The following is a 16,802-nucleotide window of genomic DNA, read 5'->3' as shown; positions in this document are numbered from 1 at the left end:
GAAGGCCGCGCTGTTCAGCTACATCGAGGGTTGGTACAACCCGCGCCGGCGTCACTCTGCGCTGGGCTACCACTCACCCGTGGAGTTCGAGAGCCGCATCGTCGCTGAGGTGCGTCCGGCAACGGAGGCCAACGAGGAAGATCAAATCCCGGCTTGAGAATCAAGCCGATAACCGTCCGTGGAAACGGGGCAAGTTCAGTATTGTTAGCCGCTCTTAGTGAAATAGTGCATATGCTGACTCTAAACCGGTAACATTCAAGGCTTCACAGCAATCGTCCACGTGATCTCGGTTCGTCAAAAAATCGCCCTGCAGTTTTTCGTCAGCAACCTGGCCCTGATCGCCAACTTCATGCTGTCGATCGTGCTGGCTCGTTTGCTCACACCCCAGGAGATTGGCATTTTTTCCATGAGCGCAGTGCTCATGGCCGTAGCCCATGTGTTTCGCGACTTTGGCGTTACCGCATTCATCAAGCGCGAGAAGGAACTCACGCCCGATACCCTCCGCAATGCGCTCGGCGTGCTGTTGATCACCTCCTGGAGTGTCGCGGCAGCCATGTTTTTTAGTGCGCCCTACTGGGCGCACTTCTTCCATGAGGCCCAGGTTCTGCTCGTAGTGCGGGTGTTGGCCCTGGGCTTTGTATTCATTCCGTTCGGAGCCATCCCCATGGCCATCCTGTCGCGTGAAATGGCCGTAGAAAAATCAGCTCGCATAACGGCAGTCACCTCGGTGGTGTATTTCGGTTCTTCGGTGGGACTGGCGTTGGCTGGCTTTGGTGCTATGACCATGGCTTGGGCCAACCTGGTCAACATCATTGTCTCCGGAGCGATGGCACGCTGGGTGGTTGATCGCCCACTGCCCTGGCTGCCAGGTTTTCGCCAGCTCCACGACATTGTTCACTTTGGGCTGGGCAACCTGTTAACCGCCCTGCTCAAGGCGGCGGACAACGCCCTGCCCGACATCCTGCTCGGGCGCTGGATGACGCCTGCCGCAGTAGGCCTGTTCAGCCGCGCAAACTCCACAGTGAACATGGTGGGAACAGCATTGCTGCCTACGGTCAACTTCTTCGCCCTGCCCTATATGGCCAAGGTGCACCACACCCATGGGCCTGTAGCCGGTGAATACCTCCGTGCCAGTTCGCTGATCAACGCGTTGATGCTGCCAGCGCTCGCCGCCATTGCAGTGCTCGCGCATGACATCGTAAGCCTGCTCTATGGCCGCGCTTGGCTGGAGGCCGTGCCCGCCATTCCGTGGCTATGCCTGTCCTATGCGATCAGCAGTCTGTTCACACTCAGCGCCCCAGCCCTAACCGGTGTCGGCAAACCCTATGCCGCTATCGGACCCAACGCCGTGCTGGTGGCAGCCAAGGTCGCATGTGCCGTCTGGCTCATGGACGGCACCCTGCACACCTTCGCACTGGCAGTGGCGCTCGGCCAGTTGCTGAGCGTACCGTACTATCTGTGGATTCACGAGCGTTACCTGGGCCTGCGCTGGACTGCATGGACCAGAAGCACGATATCTCTGGTGGTACAAGCCCTAGTGGTGGGCTGCGTCTGCCTGGGCATACGCCAGATGCTGCCGCAAGACGTTGCTCCCTGGGCTGCCATTGTCGTCACTGGCGCCTGCGCCATGCTGGCGTTCTTGGCTGGCTGCTTCCTGTTGTCATTGCCCATGGCGGATGAACTCAAGCGAATGCGGCACACCCTCATGCAACGGCGACGAAACCCGTGAATACCGTAGCAAGTGGCGATGGCCCGTTGACACAATCGCTACTCGCCATCTGTGCACCCAACCCCGCCAAGCAAAGTGCATAAATCCCGAAAAGATACCGCCCCCGGAAACAGCCCATGAACCAGCCTCGTGTCTCCGTCATCATTCCCGTACGCAATGGCAAGGACTACCTACAGGAGGCCCTCGACAGTGTGCTGCTGCAATCGTTCACCGATTTGGAACTGCTGCTGATTGACGATGGATCCACAGATGATGACTACAGTCGGTACGCTCATCAAGACAAACGCATCCGCGTGATTCACTTGGCGGGGACGGGCGTCTCGCGGGCTCGCAATGTGGGCATGACACAGTCCCGGGGTGATTTGCTGGCTTTTCTCGATGCCGATGACGTTTGGTTCCCCGGCAAGTTGCAGGCACAGGTGAATTACTTCGACGCACATCCGAAAGTGGGCGTCGTCTTTGGCAAGTTCATTCGATGGCAGGCATTGCCGAGTGGAGCGTTTGCGCCAGCTAGCTCGCTCATGCAGGACGCAGACCATCTCACCCATGCCGATCCCGAACGGTCGGGCTGGCTGTACACCAGGCTACTGGATGGCTTGTTGGTCGGCATGAACACGGCGGTGGTGCGGCGCTCTGTTTACGAGACGATCGGCGGGTTCAACGAGGCCATGCGACAGGGTGAAGACTACGATTTCTGGCTCAAGGCTTCACGGGTGGCTGAAATGCATTCGCTCAACGGCCCTGTAGCCCTGTATCGCATCCATGGCGCCAGTGCCATGCACCGGCTATCTGTCGATAATCACTTGGTTAATCTGCTCAAGGCGGCGGCCATGCGGTGGGGACTGAAGACACTCAATGATCAGAGCCTCACACCGAGATCATTCGACGAGCGACTTGCTCGCGTGTACTTCGACCACGCCTATGCCCATTACTGGCACGGGGATAGAGTCATCGCTCGCGCCGCCTTTTGGCATGCGCTGCAGCGCGGACATCGTCCCCTTCGCTGTCTGGCCTATATTGCACTGTCCTATTGGGCTGGTCATGCAAGACCATCGTCCCACTGATCAAATGGCAAAGCGCCAGCGCGCCCGCTGGATAAGGCTCAATCCCGTACCCCACGGGCTGGCTGAAACCAAGCCTTTGAAATACTGATGCTCATCGTTGGCAAAGTCCCGCTTGGCCACGCTATCACCCTCGCCATGGTCTATGCAGGCAACGCCGTAATCCCGTGCTTTTGACAGAATGTGCCGATACAACACACGTCCGGGGGAATAGGCGGCAAGCCGGTTGTCATAGGCAGGAAACCAATAATGCAGCAGCGGCCCGCACTGCAGACCGAAATGGCCTGCCACCAGTTGCTCACCACAACGCAGCACGCTGAGCCGAGGCAGACAAAGAGGATCGCGAGACGCTAGCAAATGGCTCAGCATCTGCACATTGGCGGGGTTCAACAACGCGCCGCCATCGTGGCCAGTACGCAGGTATTGCGCGTTCTTCAGCGCCACCAGGGATTCCAGATCTTGTGCGGGTGCAGCAGATTGCATCTCAAACGTCAGTGGACCGTGTTCCGTTACCAGTTTGCGCTCGCGCCGCTCAATCTCGCTAACAACCTTTCTTTTCCGGGATCGCAGCAATTCCCAATAGACATCTCCGCCATCGGGATGGATGTGTGTGCGCAGCCCCGTCCTCGAGCCATCTCCGACCAGACCGTGGACCGTCTGGCTTTCGTCAAGGTGCGTGAAATACAGGCACGGTATGCCAGCCGCCTTCAGCAGTGACTGCCACTCCAGTTTGACCCCAGGGCGTGCCAGGAGGCCGAAGTAATCGGTCATCTGGCGCCCCACCGGCTCTCTCAGGCCCAGGCGCCCAAGCCAGCCTGCCGAACGTTGCAGCGGCATTACACCCACCAATTCGTCGTCATGCCAGCACAGCAGAACATCCACGGGGCCGACGGTGGCGTTCACTGCCTCCGTATAAGTAAGTGACAGAAATGCCCAGCGCGAAGAAGAGCTTTCCCCGAGCAGCCGTGCCCACTCATCGCGCTCCACCGCAGTCAACATGTTGAAGGCTTTGCGCCGAATGTGCAGGCGGTCGGTATTCATGAGCATAAAAATCAGTAGGACTGCAATGGGCGAAAGAACAAGAACGTGGCCAAGCGAGCGGGATCAATGTCGCCAGCCCTGCAAGTCCAGGCGTTCTCAGGCACGTGAATACGCCCCAGCGCAGGCAGCGGACTCGGCCAACGCGATATATCTGCCAACACGGCATCGCTGGTGAATATCCACTCAAATCCACTCTTTCTTGCCGCAGCGGCCAATTCACTGGACCAGGCTCCGTGCGGAAACGACATGCTTCGCACTGGCTGGTTCAGTTCGCCCAGCATGTGCTGGCTAGCCTGCAACTCAGCCTCAGGATCTGGAGACAGGGTCAAGGGGCTGTGCGTGTGACCATGCCCTCCGATGGCGAGGCCGCCCGCTTCCAAGGCTTTCAATTCGCCCAGCGTCACCATTTGCCGCTCTGCAACCTGGCCCAGGACACCTGGTGCATGCTGCTCCAACCACGCGCGGCGCTCGGCTTCCGGCATGGCGCCCAGATGGGCCGCCAGGGCCTGGCTGATGCTCCCCTGCGGCATCTCGGTCCACCCTGCGGCCGCACACAGCCGGGCAGACGCCCCTGGTTCTGCCAGGGCCGCCACCAGCGCGTCTTGCCACCAGCGCGGGCCATCCAGCGCCACCGCCTCACTGGCCAGGAACAGCACCGCCGACAGGCCACGCCGGGCCAGTTCAGGGGCCGCATGGGTCAAGGTGTCGCGCCAGCCATCGTCAAAGGTAATCAGCACGGGGTTAGGGGGCAAGGGCCGCTGCTCCCGACAGGCAGCCTGCAAGTCACCCAGGCCCAGTACGCTGTAGTGACGCTGCACAAAGTCCAGCGTGCGCCGAAAGCCGCCAAGGGTAAAGGTGAATTCCCTCTCGGCAAGGGCAAAGGCCGGATCATCAGAGGGTAGTACCCGATGGAACATGAGCACCGTAAAGGCGCGACGATTGCGCCAGCGGTGCCACGCGCCCAATGCACCGCAACGATAGAACATTGTGCGCAAATCATCCTTCAGTGATGCGGCAATGCTCATACAGCCGCCTCTGGCACCTGCATCGGTTCCGTCATCAGGTTGCGCACCAGTTGATAGGTCACGTGCCAATCGCGCTCGGCCCAGGGCGTGAAGCGCGGAATCTGGAACGGCGACGTGCACGCGTCGGCCACCCCCCAATGGGTGGTGACAGCGTAACGGTAGCCAGCACGCCTCACGACATCCACGTGCAAACGGGAGAAATCAGCATAGGGGCGGCCATTGGGGTAGGCAAAGCCATTCACCGGCCCGCCCACTATGGCTTGTAGGTGTTCACGGGCGCCGCCAATCTCACGCTCGGCTTCCTCGACATTACAGTAGTCCAGGATGGGGTGCAAGGCAGTGTGGGCACCAATACCAAAGCCCTGGCTGTGCAAATCACGCAATTGGATCTCGCTCATCACCGGCACATCGGCTGCTTGCACACCTGCCTCGGCCTCCAACTGCTGCAGTATCTGCTCACGCCGATGGAGCGTGAGGTATTTCAACTCCTGCTCTAGCCGCTGCACCTGGCGTCGCCGATCATCCATAGTGGCCACAGACTGCACCGGCAAAAAGGGGATGCCGAGGTCCAGCGACGGTCCCGGCAGGCGGCGCAGCGCCGCCAGGATGCGTTCGTGCCACAGGGGGATGCCGTCAAATTGGCCCGAGGTGATGAAAAAAGTGGCGTGCAGGTTACGCCTGCGCAGTGCAGGTGCCACACCCGCCAGCCAGTCGGGATAGCCGTCATCGAAGGTGATACAGGCCGCACGCCTTGGCAGGCGGCCTGTCTGCAAGCGCCTGATGGCCTCCTCCAGCGGCAGCACCTGCAACTGAGAAAACGTGTAATCCAGCAAATGCTCGAACCGGGCCATGCTCACATCGGCAGGCACCAGCGGGTCGCACTCCTGCGGCACCTTGTGGAATAAAAATACCGACAGCTTGTCCTTGGACAGGGATTGCAGAACCAGCCTCGAAATCACGCCGTCCCTCCTGCCCACGGCGCCGTCTCCTGGCGCATGGGATCGGCCAGTGCACGCACCACGTGGATGCGCAGCAGTTCCATGAGCATTACGACCATATAGATCACCTCGAAGTAGCCCAGGCTCACAGCCGCGCCGCCCACCATATAGGCCAGCACGGCCAGCATGAGCATGTCGGCCATGTCGCGCGCCCATTGGTATGGCGAGCCAAGCCAGGCCGTTGCGCGTTTGATAACCCGCCGGCTCCAGAGCGCCCTTGCCAGAATAAGCAAAAACAGGCCCAGTCCCACAAAGCCCAGGTCACCCATCACTTCGAAATAGATGCTGTGAGCTGCCTTGGCCGAGAATTCCGGCACGGGCAGATGCAGGAAACCCAGCAAGCCCGAGGAAGCCTTGAAGCTGTCCCAGATCGACTGGACCTGTACGGCATGGAAGCCACCGCCAAAGATTGGATTGGCCAATGCGATGGCCGAACTGACTCTCCAGGCAAACACTCGGCCCATGAAGGAATCGTCGTCTTCCACCTCCTTGATGGTGGACATGCGCTCGGTAATGTTTTCGGGAGCGAAGGCCAGAAAACCTACCACAGCCGCCACAACCAAGACAATGGCCAAGCCTTTGCGCCTAGTCGTGAAAATGAGCCACATGCCCACTACCGACACCGCAACGAAACCGGCACGCGAGCCGCCGCCCAAAATGGCCAGAACCACCACGCAAAAGGCCCCCAGATAGCCCAGACGGACGAAACGGTTGGCAGCATAGGTCTGCAGGTACAAGAGCACTGGCAGCACCAAGGCCAAAGCCGTAGAGAGGTGGTTGCGGTCGGCTAGCATGGTGCCCTCGGGGCCCAGCATGTGATGCCCGCCACCCGAGGCGATGGTCTTGAGGCCATTGAGCACGCCATGAATCCCCAGGCCCAGGGCGATGACGATGAACATGGCGTGGAAATGCACGCGCTCGCGCACGAAGAAGGGCATGACCATGGCGAACAGCAGGCCCTTGATCAGAATTTCGTAGTATTGACTGTTGTAGGGATTGTCGGCATATGCAAACCAGAATGCCAGAGTGGCATGGATCGCTAACAACAGGTAGAGCCAAGTCACTGTGTTGCCCTGGTAGCTGCGCCATGGAATCCGCCCGAACACCAGCAGCACCAGAGTGAGCACTGCAAACACGAAATTCACCCGTGCCCCCGCCATGAAACCATAGAAATATATGGTGGGCGCCAGCATTCCGGTCCACCCCCACAGCAGATAGGCGTTGAAAGGCCGCGCCAGCGCCAGGGGCAGCGCAGCCAGCAGCATCAGGGCAAAGGCCAGATCACGCATATCGTTGTTCTATCGGTTGGGAAATGGCGACGACTCAACGTGATGTATCAGTCTTGTCATGTCGCAGATAGCCCAGATCGACCTCCCGGTCACCCCGGCCGCGAAACAGGCGCCAGCACAAGTACAGCATGACACCCATGTCGATCACCAGAATGAGTGCTTCCATCGTTGTCCTCCCCTCTGTATGCTTTCAATCGGCACGGATGCGCCGGTTGATGATCTTGAGCTCGATGTCTGTACCCGACCGCCGAGGCGCCACCTGCCCCTTGTTGCGATAAATCACCAGTTGTGTTTCGTGCGCCGGATAGTTGGCCGGAGTGGCGATGCGAGCCACCTGCTCAAACTGGCCGCTGGCCATCACGCGCTCAAAGCGCTGCATGGCCTCCAGATCGACCCAGAAGCCGGGCTGCATCACCACATAGTGCACACCGTTGGCGTTGATAACATCGGCAATCTCGGCCTCGGTGAGGCCCTTCTGCTCGACGCCCAGTTCCCGCCGCACGGCCACGCCAAGCAGCAGCTTGTCGGCCCGCATCACGTGCAGGTCGCGCCGGTCTTCCCGTGCCCGCATGTTGAACACGAACGAGCCATCGCGATAGCCCGAGAACAGGACCGTGCTGTCATGCGGCGCCAGGCGTGCCACCTCGGCTGCAGCCTGCGCATAACCCTGCACGTAGAACACGGGGCGCGTCCACGCGGTCAAGCCGGCAGTGGCAAGCACCAGCAGGACCAATGCAGCCACCGACCAACGCTCCAGGCGGGGCGGAACCAGCGTATGCAGCAGGAGCACGGCGAAGAAAACCACCGTCGGCAGCAGGAAGACGCTGTGGCGTGCCTCCTTCAGATCGATGGACGAGAAGAACAGGTAGCCTACGGCAAAGCCGATCCACCAGAAACCCAAACCAGGCGTGCGCCGCCATGCAGCCATGGCCGCACCAGCCAGACCCAGCACTGTCAGCAGCCAACCCACCTGCGAGGGAATCTGCAACAGATACCACACCCATCCCCACCAACTGGCACGCGAGGCCACGGCGTCAGCCACGCCGGCGACCGACTGCACATTGGCCTGACCGAACTTGAGCGTGAGCATCGCCAGGGGTAGCAGTCCGACAATGGTCAAGACCGCCACCCACCAGTGATGGCGGTTGCGCAGCGCCGCCCAGCCGTCGCGCTGCAGTACCAAGATAGCATAAACCACGCCCATGTAGGCCACACTGATTTTGGTGTACATGCCCAGCACCAGCAATGCCGCCCCCAGGTACAGCCACTTCACGTGGCTGCCACGCAGGTAGGCCATCACGGCTACCGCGCTCCAGATCAGAAATGCAAATGCGGGCACCTCCAGCATTACCTGTCGGCCCCAGAACGCCACATCTGGCAGCCACAGCACCAGCACAGCAAAGGCCAGCGACGGGCCTGCCGGAAACCAGTAGCGCGCCAAACGCCAGCAGCCCAGGCCCAGTGCGACATAGTGCAGGGCCACCACCAGCAGCGCCGTTTCTTGCGACACGCCGAACACCGCATAGAACGGCGCGCTGATGGCGTAAAACAGCGGCGGATAGAACAAGATGGTGAGCGCAGGGTACTGGGCGTAATAGCGGTAGGCATAGCCGGTGAGGTCATCCAAGGGCATGGCCTTGATGATGTCCATGACGAACACGCCATTGAGGGCGTGGCGCGGCGAGTCACTCCAGTAAAAGGCTCCGCCGTGCGGCGCCTGTGCAAACAACGACAACACACATGCCAGCACCAGCGCCCATGCCAACAGGCGCTCTTGCCGACCGATGGTGCGCCAATCAGTACCTGGCATCGGCAATCCTCCGGAACAGTTGCAATTGCCCCTGGGTCGTCGCGTCCCAAGAGAAGGTCTGCGCGTGGGCGCGGGTTTCTTCCCGCGTAGGCAGTTGGCTGTGCAGGTCCATCCAGGCCGCCGCCAGGGCCAGTGCATCTCGGCGGGCCATGAGGACGCCGGCTGCTGGACTGTTCACCACCTCGGGTGTGCCCCAGATATTGGTTGCCACCACCGGCGTGCCGCAGGCCATCGCCTCCAGCAGCACGTTGGCCCAGCCCTCGCGGCTGCTGCACAGGGCCAGGGCGTTGGCCGCGCTGTACCACCACTTCAACTCGGCCTGGGGCACCACTCCAGCCCAGCGCACGCGCTCAGCTACACCCAGGCGCTTGGCCAGGGCTTTCAGAGCGCCTTCTTCCGGACCTGCGCCGGCAATCAGCAATGTCACTTCGGGCAAATGAGGCAGGGCCTCGATGGCGATGTGATGGCCCTTGCGCTCGACCAGATGCCCAACCGACAGCAAGTAGCGCCCCTGCGCCGGCAGACCCAGGTGCTGGCGGGCTTCGGTGCGGTCTTCGGGTACGAAGCGCTCCAAATCGACGCCGTTGCGAAGGGTGTTGAGCTTGGAGCAGTCTGCCCCCAGATCTGCCAAGCTGTCCATGAGCGCCTGGCACACACCGATCGAGGCACTCGCCTGCTCGGCCGCCCGCAGGATCAGCTTGCGCGGAAAGGAGTACTGCGGAATGAGGTTTAGGTCGGTCCCCCGCGCTGTCACCACGAAGGGCCTGCCCAGCCACTTGGCCAACAGCGCTGCGGCCACGCCGTCGGGGTAGTAGTAGTGGGCGTCAATGAGGTCGAAGTCGAAACCCTGGCGCTGCAACCGGCGGATGGTAGGCAAGGCCCCCAGCGCCATGGCATAGGGAGCAAGATTCATGCCCATCTTGGGCAGCAGCAGGTAGCGCGGGTGATGCACCTCGACATCGTTACGCTGCTCCATGTGCGGCGTGGCGGCGAACCGCGCGTATGCGCCAAAACGCTTGCCCTTGAAAGGAAACCACGGCACGGGCGCCACCACCTTGGCCTGCACCTCGCCCGTCTTGAGCAATTCACGCAGCCGCGTTTCCACGAAGATGCCGTGAATAGGCCGTACCGCGCTAGGGTAGAGGGTCGAGAAGAGAAGAATCTTCATGCGTGCCCCCTGGGACACCATGCACAGGACACAAGGAAGCGACTCACCGCAACACGCCCTTGGTGTCAATCACCACCTTGTCCTTGATGACCTGTGGGTCGATGTCTTTGAATTCATCGTGATCGACCAGGAGCAGAAGAATGTCTGCCTCCTTGAGCACACATTTCAAGTCGTACAGAGGAAAAGGGGCCTTTTCCTTGCGCACGTTGGGGTCGCAAGCCATGATTTTTCCGACCCCCAGTTGATGCAGGTGCTCGACGATGTCCATGGATGGAGATTCGCGCACGTCGTCAATGTTTGCCTTGAAGGTCAACCCCAGGCAGCCAATCACCGGCTCGTGAAACCGTGCAGCCTTGGCCTTCACCTTGGCGACCACCCAGTCGGGCTTGGCATCATTGACCTCGCGTGCCGTGCGGATCAGGCGGGTCTTATCAGGAACGCTGGCCACGATGAACCAGGGATCTACCGCAATGCAGTGCCCACCCACGCCTGGCCCGGGTTGGAGGATGTTCACGCGCGGGTGGCGATTGGCCAGAGCGATGGTTTCCCAGACGTTGATGCCCAGATGATCACACACCACGGACAACTCATTGGCAAAAGCGATGTTGACATCGCGGAACGAGTTTTCCACCAGTTTGGACATTTCTGCCGTACGGCTGTCGGTTTCCAAAATGGCGCCATTGCAGAAGGTCTTATAGAGCGCCTTGGCTTTTGCCGCGGCCGCCTTTGTAGTGCCACCGATGATGCGATCGTTGTCCACCAATTCACGCAGGGTTTGCCCCGGCAAAACACGCTCCGGGCAATGCGCGGTGTGGATCTTTCCATCCAGTTCCGGGCGCATGGAAATGATGATTTCCTGAACACGCTCCGTCGTGCCCACGGGCGAGGTGGACTCCAGAATGATCAGGTTGTCCTCGCGCAGAAACGGCGCGATGGCCCGCGTAGCGGCCTCTACATAGGCCAGATCGGGGGCCTTGGGATTGCCATCAACCTCCTTGAACGGCGTGGGCACCGCCAGAATGAAGGTATCACCCTCCTCCGGCGTCAGGGAGGCCTTGAGGTTGCCGCTGTTGACTGCGGATCTCACCAGGATATCGAGATCGGGCTCGACAATGTGGATGCGGCCGGAATTGATGATGTCAACGGCCTGGGCGTTGACATCCACGCCAAGTACCTGATGGCCCTTGGTCGCCAGCATGGAAGCAGTGGGCAGGCCGATGTAGCCCAAGCCCATCACGACGATTTTCTGAAATTCACGTGCCATGGAAGCCCTCCTTCTTGGTGTCCAACAGGGTTTTGACGATCCGCTGGACCGCCAGACCGTCCCCATAGGGGTTGTGCGCCTGCGCCATGGCGGCGTAGGCCACTGTGTCCGCCAATAGTCGGGCGGCCTCGCTCGCCAGCTTTTGCCTGTCGGTCCCCACGAGCCGCACAGTACCCGCCTGCACGGCCTCGGGGCGCTCGGTAGTGTCGCGCATGACGAGCACCGGCTTTCCCAGTGAGGGCGCCTCTTCCTGAACACCGCCTGAGTCCGTGATGATCAGATACGACCTGTCCATCAGATAAACGAAGGGCAGATAGTCCACCGGATCGATCAGATGGACGTTGTCGAGCTGGCGTGCGGCCAAGATATCACGCACCGGCTGGCGCACATTCGGGTTCAGGTGCACCGGGTAGAGCACATCCACATCGGGATGGGCCGAGGCAATATCTGCCAATGCATGGCAGATGTTCTGGAATCCTTCTCCGAAGTTTTCCCGACGGTGCCCCGTGACCAGAATCAGCCGACGGTCTGGCTTGAGGAAAGAAAACTCCACATCCAGGCGTCGACGCAGCGCTGCATCGGCACGCAGTTTGCCGACCACGGCCAGCAAGGCGTCGATCACGGTGTTGCCGGTGACGTGGATGTTTTCCTCGGGCACGCATTCACGCACGAGATTGGCCTTGGCGGCTGCAGTCGGAGCAAAGTGGATATCGGCCACGACTCCCGTGATCCGGCGGTTCATTTCTTCGGGGAAAGGGGCCCATTTGTTGCCCGTGCGCAGGCCAGCCTCTACATGGCCCACACTTGCACGCACGTAATATGCGGCCAGCCCGGCGGCCAGCGTGGTAGAGGTGTCGCCGTGGACCAGCACCAAGTCGGGCCGCTCGGCAGTCAGCACCGGCTTCAAGCCCGTGAGAATGTTGGCCGTCACGTCGAACAAGTCCTGCCCTGGCCTCATCACGTTCAAGTCATACTCGGGCTGGATATCGAACAGCCGCAGTACCTGATCCAGCATTTCCCGGTGTTGGGCAGTCACGCAAACAACCGTCCGAATCGCAGGTGCTGCCTGCTGCAAGGCCTTGACCAGTGGCGCCATCTTGATGGCCTCGGGCCGTGTTCCAAACACCACCATGACCTTCATGAGCACGCCTTCTTGCGGGTGATCCGCTCATAAACCGGTTTGTAGTACGCAACGCTGTTGCGCCAGTTGCGCACGGACTCTACAAATGCACGCCCGTTGGCCTTGAGATGCGGCCATATGTGAGGGCTGGCCAGCAAATCCAGCAATGCCCGCGCAAGCGCTTCCTTGTCGTCAGCCTTGAACAGCACGCCGGTCGTCATGTGCTCAACTAGCTCGCGATGGCCACCCACGGCCGACGCAACGAAGAGCTTTTGCTGCGCCATGGCCTCCAGCGGCTTGAGAGGCGTGACCAGTTCGGTGAGCCGCATGGAATGGCGCGGATAGGCGAGCACGTCGATGAGGTCGTAGTAGCGGTTGACCTCCTGGTGCGGCACGCGGCCGGAAAACACCACATGGCCATCGAGCTGCAGGCGAGACACCTGCGCACGCAGACGCCCCTCTTCCGGCCCGCCCCCCACCAACAGTAAGGCAACCGCCGGATTGGCCTGCAAGATCGTGGGCAAGGATTCGATCAACAGGTCCAGGCCCTCATATGCGTAGAAGGAGCCTACAAAACCCAGAACCACCTTGCCATCAAGCGCCAAAGAGCGCTTCAGTGCGGGATCGGGCGCCTGCGATGCCTGAAAAGCGTCCGTGTCCACGGCATTGGGAATCACCGTCACCTTGGCGGGATCAATGCCGCGGTTTGCGATATCTGTGCGCAACCCCTCGCAAATCGTGAACACGTGATCCGCTTTGTGGATGGCCCTGGTCTCCAGGGCGCGGGTCAGTCGATAGCGCACGCTGCCCTCGCGGGTAGTGCCATGGTCCACTGCAGCATCCTCCCAAAAAGCGCGGATTTCATACACCACGGGAATGCCCAGTTCGCGTCCGATGCGTATGGCTGGCAACGCGTTCAGCACAGGGGAATGGGCATGGATGATGTCCGGCCGCACCTCCATCGCCACCTCGCGCAATCGTCGGGCCAACTGCGCCATGAGATGCCATGGCCCCATCAGAGGCCATCTGGCCACAGCGCTCTTTGCGGCAGGCGTGCGATAAAAGCTGAGGTCATCGACGGTCTGCACGGCTTCTTCGGTGTAACCCTGCTTGGGCGAGGTCAGGTGGAACGTTTCCCAACCCAGTGCACGCTGCTCTCGCAGCAACGCGGCCGTGCGAAATGTGTATCCGCTGTGCAGCGGTATGGAGTGATCAAGGACGTGAAGAATTCGCATGGGTGAGCGCGGCTCAGGCCGACTCCTCGCAGTCGAACAGTTGTTGGTATTGCCGCACCATGGCGCCCATGGCGAAGCGGTGCAGCGCATGTTCACGGCCAGCCTGGCCCTGGCGGACGGCCGCGCCAGGATCACCGAAGGCGCGCGCCATGGCGTCGGCCAGCGCCTGCTCGTCGTCGGACGGCACCAGGTGCCCCGTGACGCCCTCCTGCACGAGGTCGGGTGTGCCGCCCACCGCGGTGGCCACCACGGGCAGGCCGCTGGCCATGGCCTCCTGCAGCGTGCACGAGGTGCCTTCGGTCTGCGAAGGCAGAACGAACAGGTCGAACGAGCGCAGTACGTCGGCCACGTCGGCCCGGGCGCCCGGCAACCAGGCCAGGTCACCCATGCCGGCCTCGGCGAGCACGCGCTCGACCTCGGCGCGCAGCGGGCCTTCACCGACGATGACCAAGCGTGCGGTATCGCGCATGGCGGGATTGTCTTGCAAGGCACGCACGAAAGCGCGCGCCAATAGGGGCTGGTTCTTTACGGTCTGCAGACGGCCCACCGTTCCCACCAGCCAGTGCCTGCCTGGCTCGAAGGGGCAGCCCGGTACCGCGCGAGGTACACCATGCGCCGGTGCAAAGGTGTCGGTGTCCACCCCGTTGGCAATGAGGTGGCGCCGCCGCGCCGGCACCCCCACCGCACGGCCAAGGTAGTCGTCCAGATCGCGCGAAACGGCCACGTAATGATTCACGAAGGGCCGGTACAGGCGGCGCAGACGCTGATAGCGCAGATTGCGGCCCTGGGGGTCGTGCGCGTCCCAGCCATGCTCGGCGTGCACACGCAGCGGCACGCGTGCCAGCCACGCCAGCGGCACCACCTCCAGCGCTGCCAGGTTGCAGGTGTGCAGCACATGGGGCCGCAGCTCGCGCAACAGGCGGTACAGCCGGGGGTACAGGGGCACGGCATGGCCGGGGGGCTTGTGCAGCGCGATGAAGCGCACATCGGGGCGGACGATGCGCTGGCGGAATTCGCTCACGGTGGTCAGTGCCAGCACCACGTGCTCGAAGCGAGCGGGCGGCAAGCGGTTGATGAGTTGCACGATGACATTCTCCAGCCCGCCTACGCCGAAGCTGTGCACCACATGCACGACGCGAACACGGTCCGCCTCAGCCATGGGGAGCGGCCCCTTCGTTCAGGCGCAGGAAAGCCTCGAACATGAGCAGCATCCACAGCGCAGTGGCGTGGTCGCGCAAGCCGCTGTTGTGCTCATCGACCAGACGGCGCAGGGTCACGGGGTTGAAGTAGCCACAGTCACGCATGCGCTCGCCCAGCAGCGCCAGGCGCACACGGTCTTTCAACGGGCCGCGTAACCAGGCCGCCAGCGGTACCGAAAACCCCATCTTTGGCCGATACAGCACGTCGCGCGGCAACAGGGGTTCATAGGCCTGCTTGAAGATGACCTTGCCCTGGCCTGCGCGGAGCTTGAAGTCGCTGGGCAGCGTGGCCAGCCACTCCACCAGCAGGTGATCCATCAGCGGCTCGCGCACCTCCAGCGAGTGGGCCATGCTGGCGCGATCAACCTTGGTGTTGATGTCGCCCACCAGCCAGGTCTTGTAGTCCAGGTACTGGATCAGGGCAAGCGGGTCCTCGGTCTGGGCCTGCTCGGCATGCAGGCGAAACACTTCGAGCGCGCCATAGCCCCCCAAGCTACGCTGAAAAGCAGGCGAGAACAGCGCCCGGCGCTCGTCGCCACGCAGTTGCGACATGCTGTGGCAGTATGCCTGCACACTGTCCATGGCCAGGGCCTGGAAGGTGGTCTTGGCGCGTAGCGAACGCGGCGCCCAGTCGGCCTTGGGATACCAGCGCCCCAGCGGTCCGAACATGCCGCGGCGCAGTGCGAGCGGCAGGCGCCCGCGCACGGCCTCCTCGCCGAGATGCATGCGGTAGCGCCGGTAACCACCCATGCTCTCGTCGCCTCCATCACCGGACAGCGCCACGGTGACGTGCTTGCGCGCCATCTGGCAGACGCGATACGTGGGAATGGCCGAGCTGTCCGCAAAGGGCTCGTCGTAGAGCCAGGCCAAGGTGTCGATGAGATCGAAGTCGTCGCTGCTGACGACATCCAGCCTATGGTCGGTCCGGTAACGATCGGCCACCTGCTGAGCGAAGCTCGACTCATCGAAACGAGGATCGTCAAACCCGATGGAGCAGGTGTGCACCGGCGCACTGGACAGGCCCGCCATGGTGGCCACCACGGCACTGGAATCCACGCCGCCCGACAGGAAGGCGCCCAGCGGCACATCGGCGATCATGCGCAGGCGCACGGACTCGCGCACACGCTCACGCAGCTCGGCTTGCGCGTCCTGCAGCTTGATGGGGTTGTCGTTGGTGAAGCGCACATCCCAGTAGGGGCGTGGAACCGGCCTGCCTGCGTCGCCACGGCGCAGCGTGAGCGTGTGGGCAGCGGGCAGCTTGTGGGCGTTTTGGTAGATGCAGCGCGGATCTGGAACGTACCCGAACGAAAAATAGCCCTCCACCGCGAGCGGATCGATGTCGCGCACGAAACCCGGGTGGGCGGTCAGCACCTTGAGTTCGGAGCCAAAAATGAAGCTGCCGTCTGGCAACCATGCGTAATGCATGGGTTTGACGCCCATGCGGTCGCGCGCAAGAAACAAGATTTGGTGCCTGCGATCCCACAGGGCAAAGGCGAACATACCCCGGAGCCTGTGCACGCACGCCTCGCCCCAGGCCTGCCAGGCATGCACGATCACTTCAGTGTCGCTGCGCGTCCTGAAGTGGTAGCCCAGATCCTTGAGCTCCTGCATCAGCTCAAGGTAGTTATAGATCTCGCCATTGAAGACGATACCCACGGTACCGCCTTCATTGAACAGGGGCTGGGTGCCCGTGGCCAGGTCGATGACCGACAGGCGCCGGTGCCCCAGTGCCAGGCCGGGCTCCAGATGGACTTCGTTCTCATCAGGTCCGCGGTGGGATTGGATGTTGTTGATCCGCGAAATCAGGTCGCGCGGGATCGTGCTCGTGCCCCGCGTGTCAAAAATGCCGGAAATGCCGCACAT

General features: G+C 61.7%; 15 protein-coding genes. 3 read left to right on the top strand and 12 right to left on the bottom strand.

Going from position 1 to position 16,802, the window contains the following annotated elements; genetic code table 11:
* The 3 genes from ACX12L_RS18315 to ACX12L_RS18305 all read left to right on the top strand — a co-directional run.
* Positions 1-157, top strand: a 157-nt coding sequence (locus tag ACX12L_RS18315) for an IS3 family transposase (RefSeq protein ID WP_459263875.1), incomplete at its 5' end; no start/stop codon positions are given.
* 123 nt (positions 158-280) lie between these two features.
* Positions 281-1,729, top strand: a complete 1,449-nt coding sequence (locus ACX12L_RS18310; RefSeq protein ID WP_459263873.1) for an oligosaccharide flippase family protein — start codon at positions 281-283, stop codon at positions 1,727-1,729.
* Between the two features lie 116 nt (positions 1,730-1,845).
* On the top strand, positions 1,846-2,793 hold the full coding sequence (locus tag ACX12L_RS18305) for a glycosyltransferase family 2 protein (protein WP_459263872.1): 948 nt from the start codon (positions 1,846-1,848) through the stop codon (positions 2,791-2,793).
* Here ACX12L_RS18305 and ACX12L_RS18300 read toward each other — a convergent pair whose 3' ends face one another.
* The 12 genes from ACX12L_RS18300 to ACX12L_RS18245 are packed head-to-tail and all read right to left on the bottom strand — an operon-like array spanning position 2,794 to position 16,802.
* On the bottom strand, positions 2,794-3,831 hold the full coding sequence (locus ACX12L_RS18300) for a GNAT family N-acetyltransferase (protein ID WP_459263871.1): 1,038 nt from the start codon (positions 3,829-3,831) through the stop codon (positions 2,794-2,796). It lies immediately after the preceding gene.
* Positions 3,832-3,842: 11 nt separating this feature from the next.
* A complete protein-coding gene (locus ACX12L_RS18295; RefSeq protein WP_459263870.1) occupies positions 3,843-4,856 on the bottom strand; it encodes a polysaccharide deacetylase family protein in 1,014 nt (337 codons plus the stop codon).
* Positions 4,853-5,815, bottom strand: coding sequence for a polysaccharide deacetylase family protein (locus ACX12L_RS18290; RefSeq protein WP_459263869.1), 963 nt, complete (start codon positions 5,813-5,815; stop codon positions 4,853-4,855). The genes ACX12L_RS18295 and ACX12L_RS18290 overlap by 4 nt, the downstream gene beginning before the upstream one ends.
* The gene (locus ACX12L_RS18285; protein WP_459263868.1) at positions 5,812-7,143 is read right to left on the bottom strand and encodes a putative O-glycosylation ligase, exosortase A system-associated; all 1,332 of its coding nucleotides are present in this window, start codon (positions 7,141-7,143) and stop codon (positions 5,812-5,814) included. The genes ACX12L_RS18290 and ACX12L_RS18285 overlap by 4 nt, the downstream gene beginning before the upstream one ends.
* A 34-nt stretch (positions 7,144-7,177) precedes the next feature.
* Positions 7,178-7,309 carry a hypothetical protein gene (locus ACX12L_RS18280; RefSeq protein WP_459263867.1) on the bottom strand — a complete coding sequence of 44 codons (132 nt, stop codon included), beginning with the start codon at positions 7,307-7,309 and terminating at the stop codon, positions 7,178-7,180.
* A gap of 24 nt (positions 7,310-7,333) precedes the next feature.
* Positions 7,334-8,953, bottom strand: coding sequence for an ArnT family glycosyltransferase (locus ACX12L_RS18275; protein WP_459263866.1), 1,620 nt, complete (start codon positions 8,951-8,953; stop codon positions 7,334-7,336).
* Positions 8,940-10,121, bottom strand: coding sequence for a glycosyltransferase family 4 protein (locus ACX12L_RS18270; protein ID WP_459263865.1), 1,182 nt, complete (start codon positions 10,119-10,121; stop codon positions 8,940-8,942). The genes ACX12L_RS18275 and ACX12L_RS18270 overlap by 14 nt, the downstream gene beginning before the upstream one ends.
* A gap of 43 nt (positions 10,122-10,164) precedes the next feature.
* Positions 10,165-11,385: a UDP-N-acetyl-D-mannosamine dehydrogenase gene (wecC, locus tag ACX12L_RS18265; protein ID WP_459263864.1), complete on the bottom strand. Its 1,221-nt coding sequence runs from the start codon at positions 11,383-11,385 to the stop codon at positions 10,165-10,167.
* A complete protein-coding gene (gene wecB / locus ACX12L_RS18260) occupies positions 11,375-12,526 on the bottom strand; it encodes a non-hydrolyzing UDP-N-acetylglucosamine 2-epimerase (RefSeq protein ID WP_459263863.1) in 1,152 nt (383 codons plus the stop codon). Before wecB ends, wecC begins: the two co-directional genes overlap by 11 nt.
* Positions 12,523-13,740: a TIGR04063 family PEP-CTERM/XrtA system glycosyltransferase gene (locus ACX12L_RS18255; RefSeq protein WP_459263862.1), complete on the bottom strand. Its 1,218-nt coding sequence runs from the start codon at positions 13,738-13,740 to the stop codon at positions 12,523-12,525. The genes wecB and ACX12L_RS18255 overlap by 4 nt, the downstream gene beginning before the upstream one ends.
* A 13-nt stretch (positions 13,741-13,753) precedes the next feature.
* A complete protein-coding gene (locus ACX12L_RS18250; protein WP_459263861.1) occupies positions 13,754-14,899 on the bottom strand; it encodes a TIGR03088 family PEP-CTERM/XrtA system glycosyltransferase in 1,146 nt (381 codons plus the stop codon).
* Positions 14,892-16,802 (bottom strand): XrtA/PEP-CTERM system amidotransferase, encoded by a 1,911-nt coding sequence (locus tag ACX12L_RS18245; protein WP_459263860.1) that lies wholly within the window; start codon positions 16,800-16,802, stop codon positions 14,892-14,894. The genes ACX12L_RS18250 and ACX12L_RS18245 overlap by 8 nt, the downstream gene beginning before the upstream one ends.

It is taken from the genome of Alicycliphilus sp. T452 (assembly GCF_054512775.1).
The sequence above is the reverse complement of the archived record's forward strand: the minus strand, read 5'-3'. Positions and strand labels throughout refer to the sequence as shown.

Coding starts and splice junctions, on each gene's coding strand:
- ACX12L_RS18295 (WP_459263870.1), bottom strand. CDS start 4,856: ATGAGCATTGCCGCATCACTGAAGGATGATTTGCGCACAATGTTCTAT.
- ACX12L_RS18245 (WP_459263860.1), bottom strand. CDS start 16,802: ATGTGCGGCATTTCCGGCATTTTTGACACGCGGGGCACGAGCACGATC.
- ACX12L_RS18305 (WP_459263872.1), top strand. CDS start 1,846: ATGAACCAGCCTCGTGTCTCCGTCATCATTCCCGTACGCAATGGCAAG.
- ACX12L_RS18285 (WP_459263868.1), bottom strand. CDS start 7,143: ATGCGTGATCTGGCCTTTGCCCTGATGCTGCTGGCTGCGCTGCCCCTG.
- ACX12L_RS18280 (WP_459263867.1), bottom strand. CDS start 7,309: ATGGAAGCACTCATTCTGGTGATCGACATGGGTGTCATGCTGTACTTG.
- ACX12L_RS18250 (WP_459263861.1), bottom strand. CDS start 14,899: ATGGCTGAGGCGGACCGTGTTCGCGTCGTGCATGTGGTGCACAGCTTC.
- wecC (WP_459263864.1), bottom strand. CDS start 11,385: ATGGCACGTGAATTTCAGAAAATCGTCGTGATGGGCTTGGGCTACATC.
- ACX12L_RS18275 (WP_459263866.1), bottom strand. CDS start 8,953: ATGCCAGGTACTGATTGGCGCACCATCGGTCGGCAAGAGCGCCTGTTG.
- wecB (WP_459263863.1), bottom strand. CDS start 12,526: ATGAAGGTCATGGTGGTGTTTGGAACACGGCCCGAGGCCATCAAGATG.
- ACX12L_RS18300 (WP_459263871.1), bottom strand. CDS start 3,831: ATGAATACCGACCGCCTGCACATTCGGCGCAAAGCCTTCAACATGTTG.
- ACX12L_RS18270 (WP_459263865.1), bottom strand. CDS start 10,121: ATGAAGATTCTTCTCTTCTCGACCCTCTACCCTAGCGCGGTACGGCCT.
- ACX12L_RS18255 (WP_459263862.1), bottom strand. CDS start 13,740: ATGCGAATTCTTCACGTCCTTGATCACTCCATACCGCTGCACAGCGGA.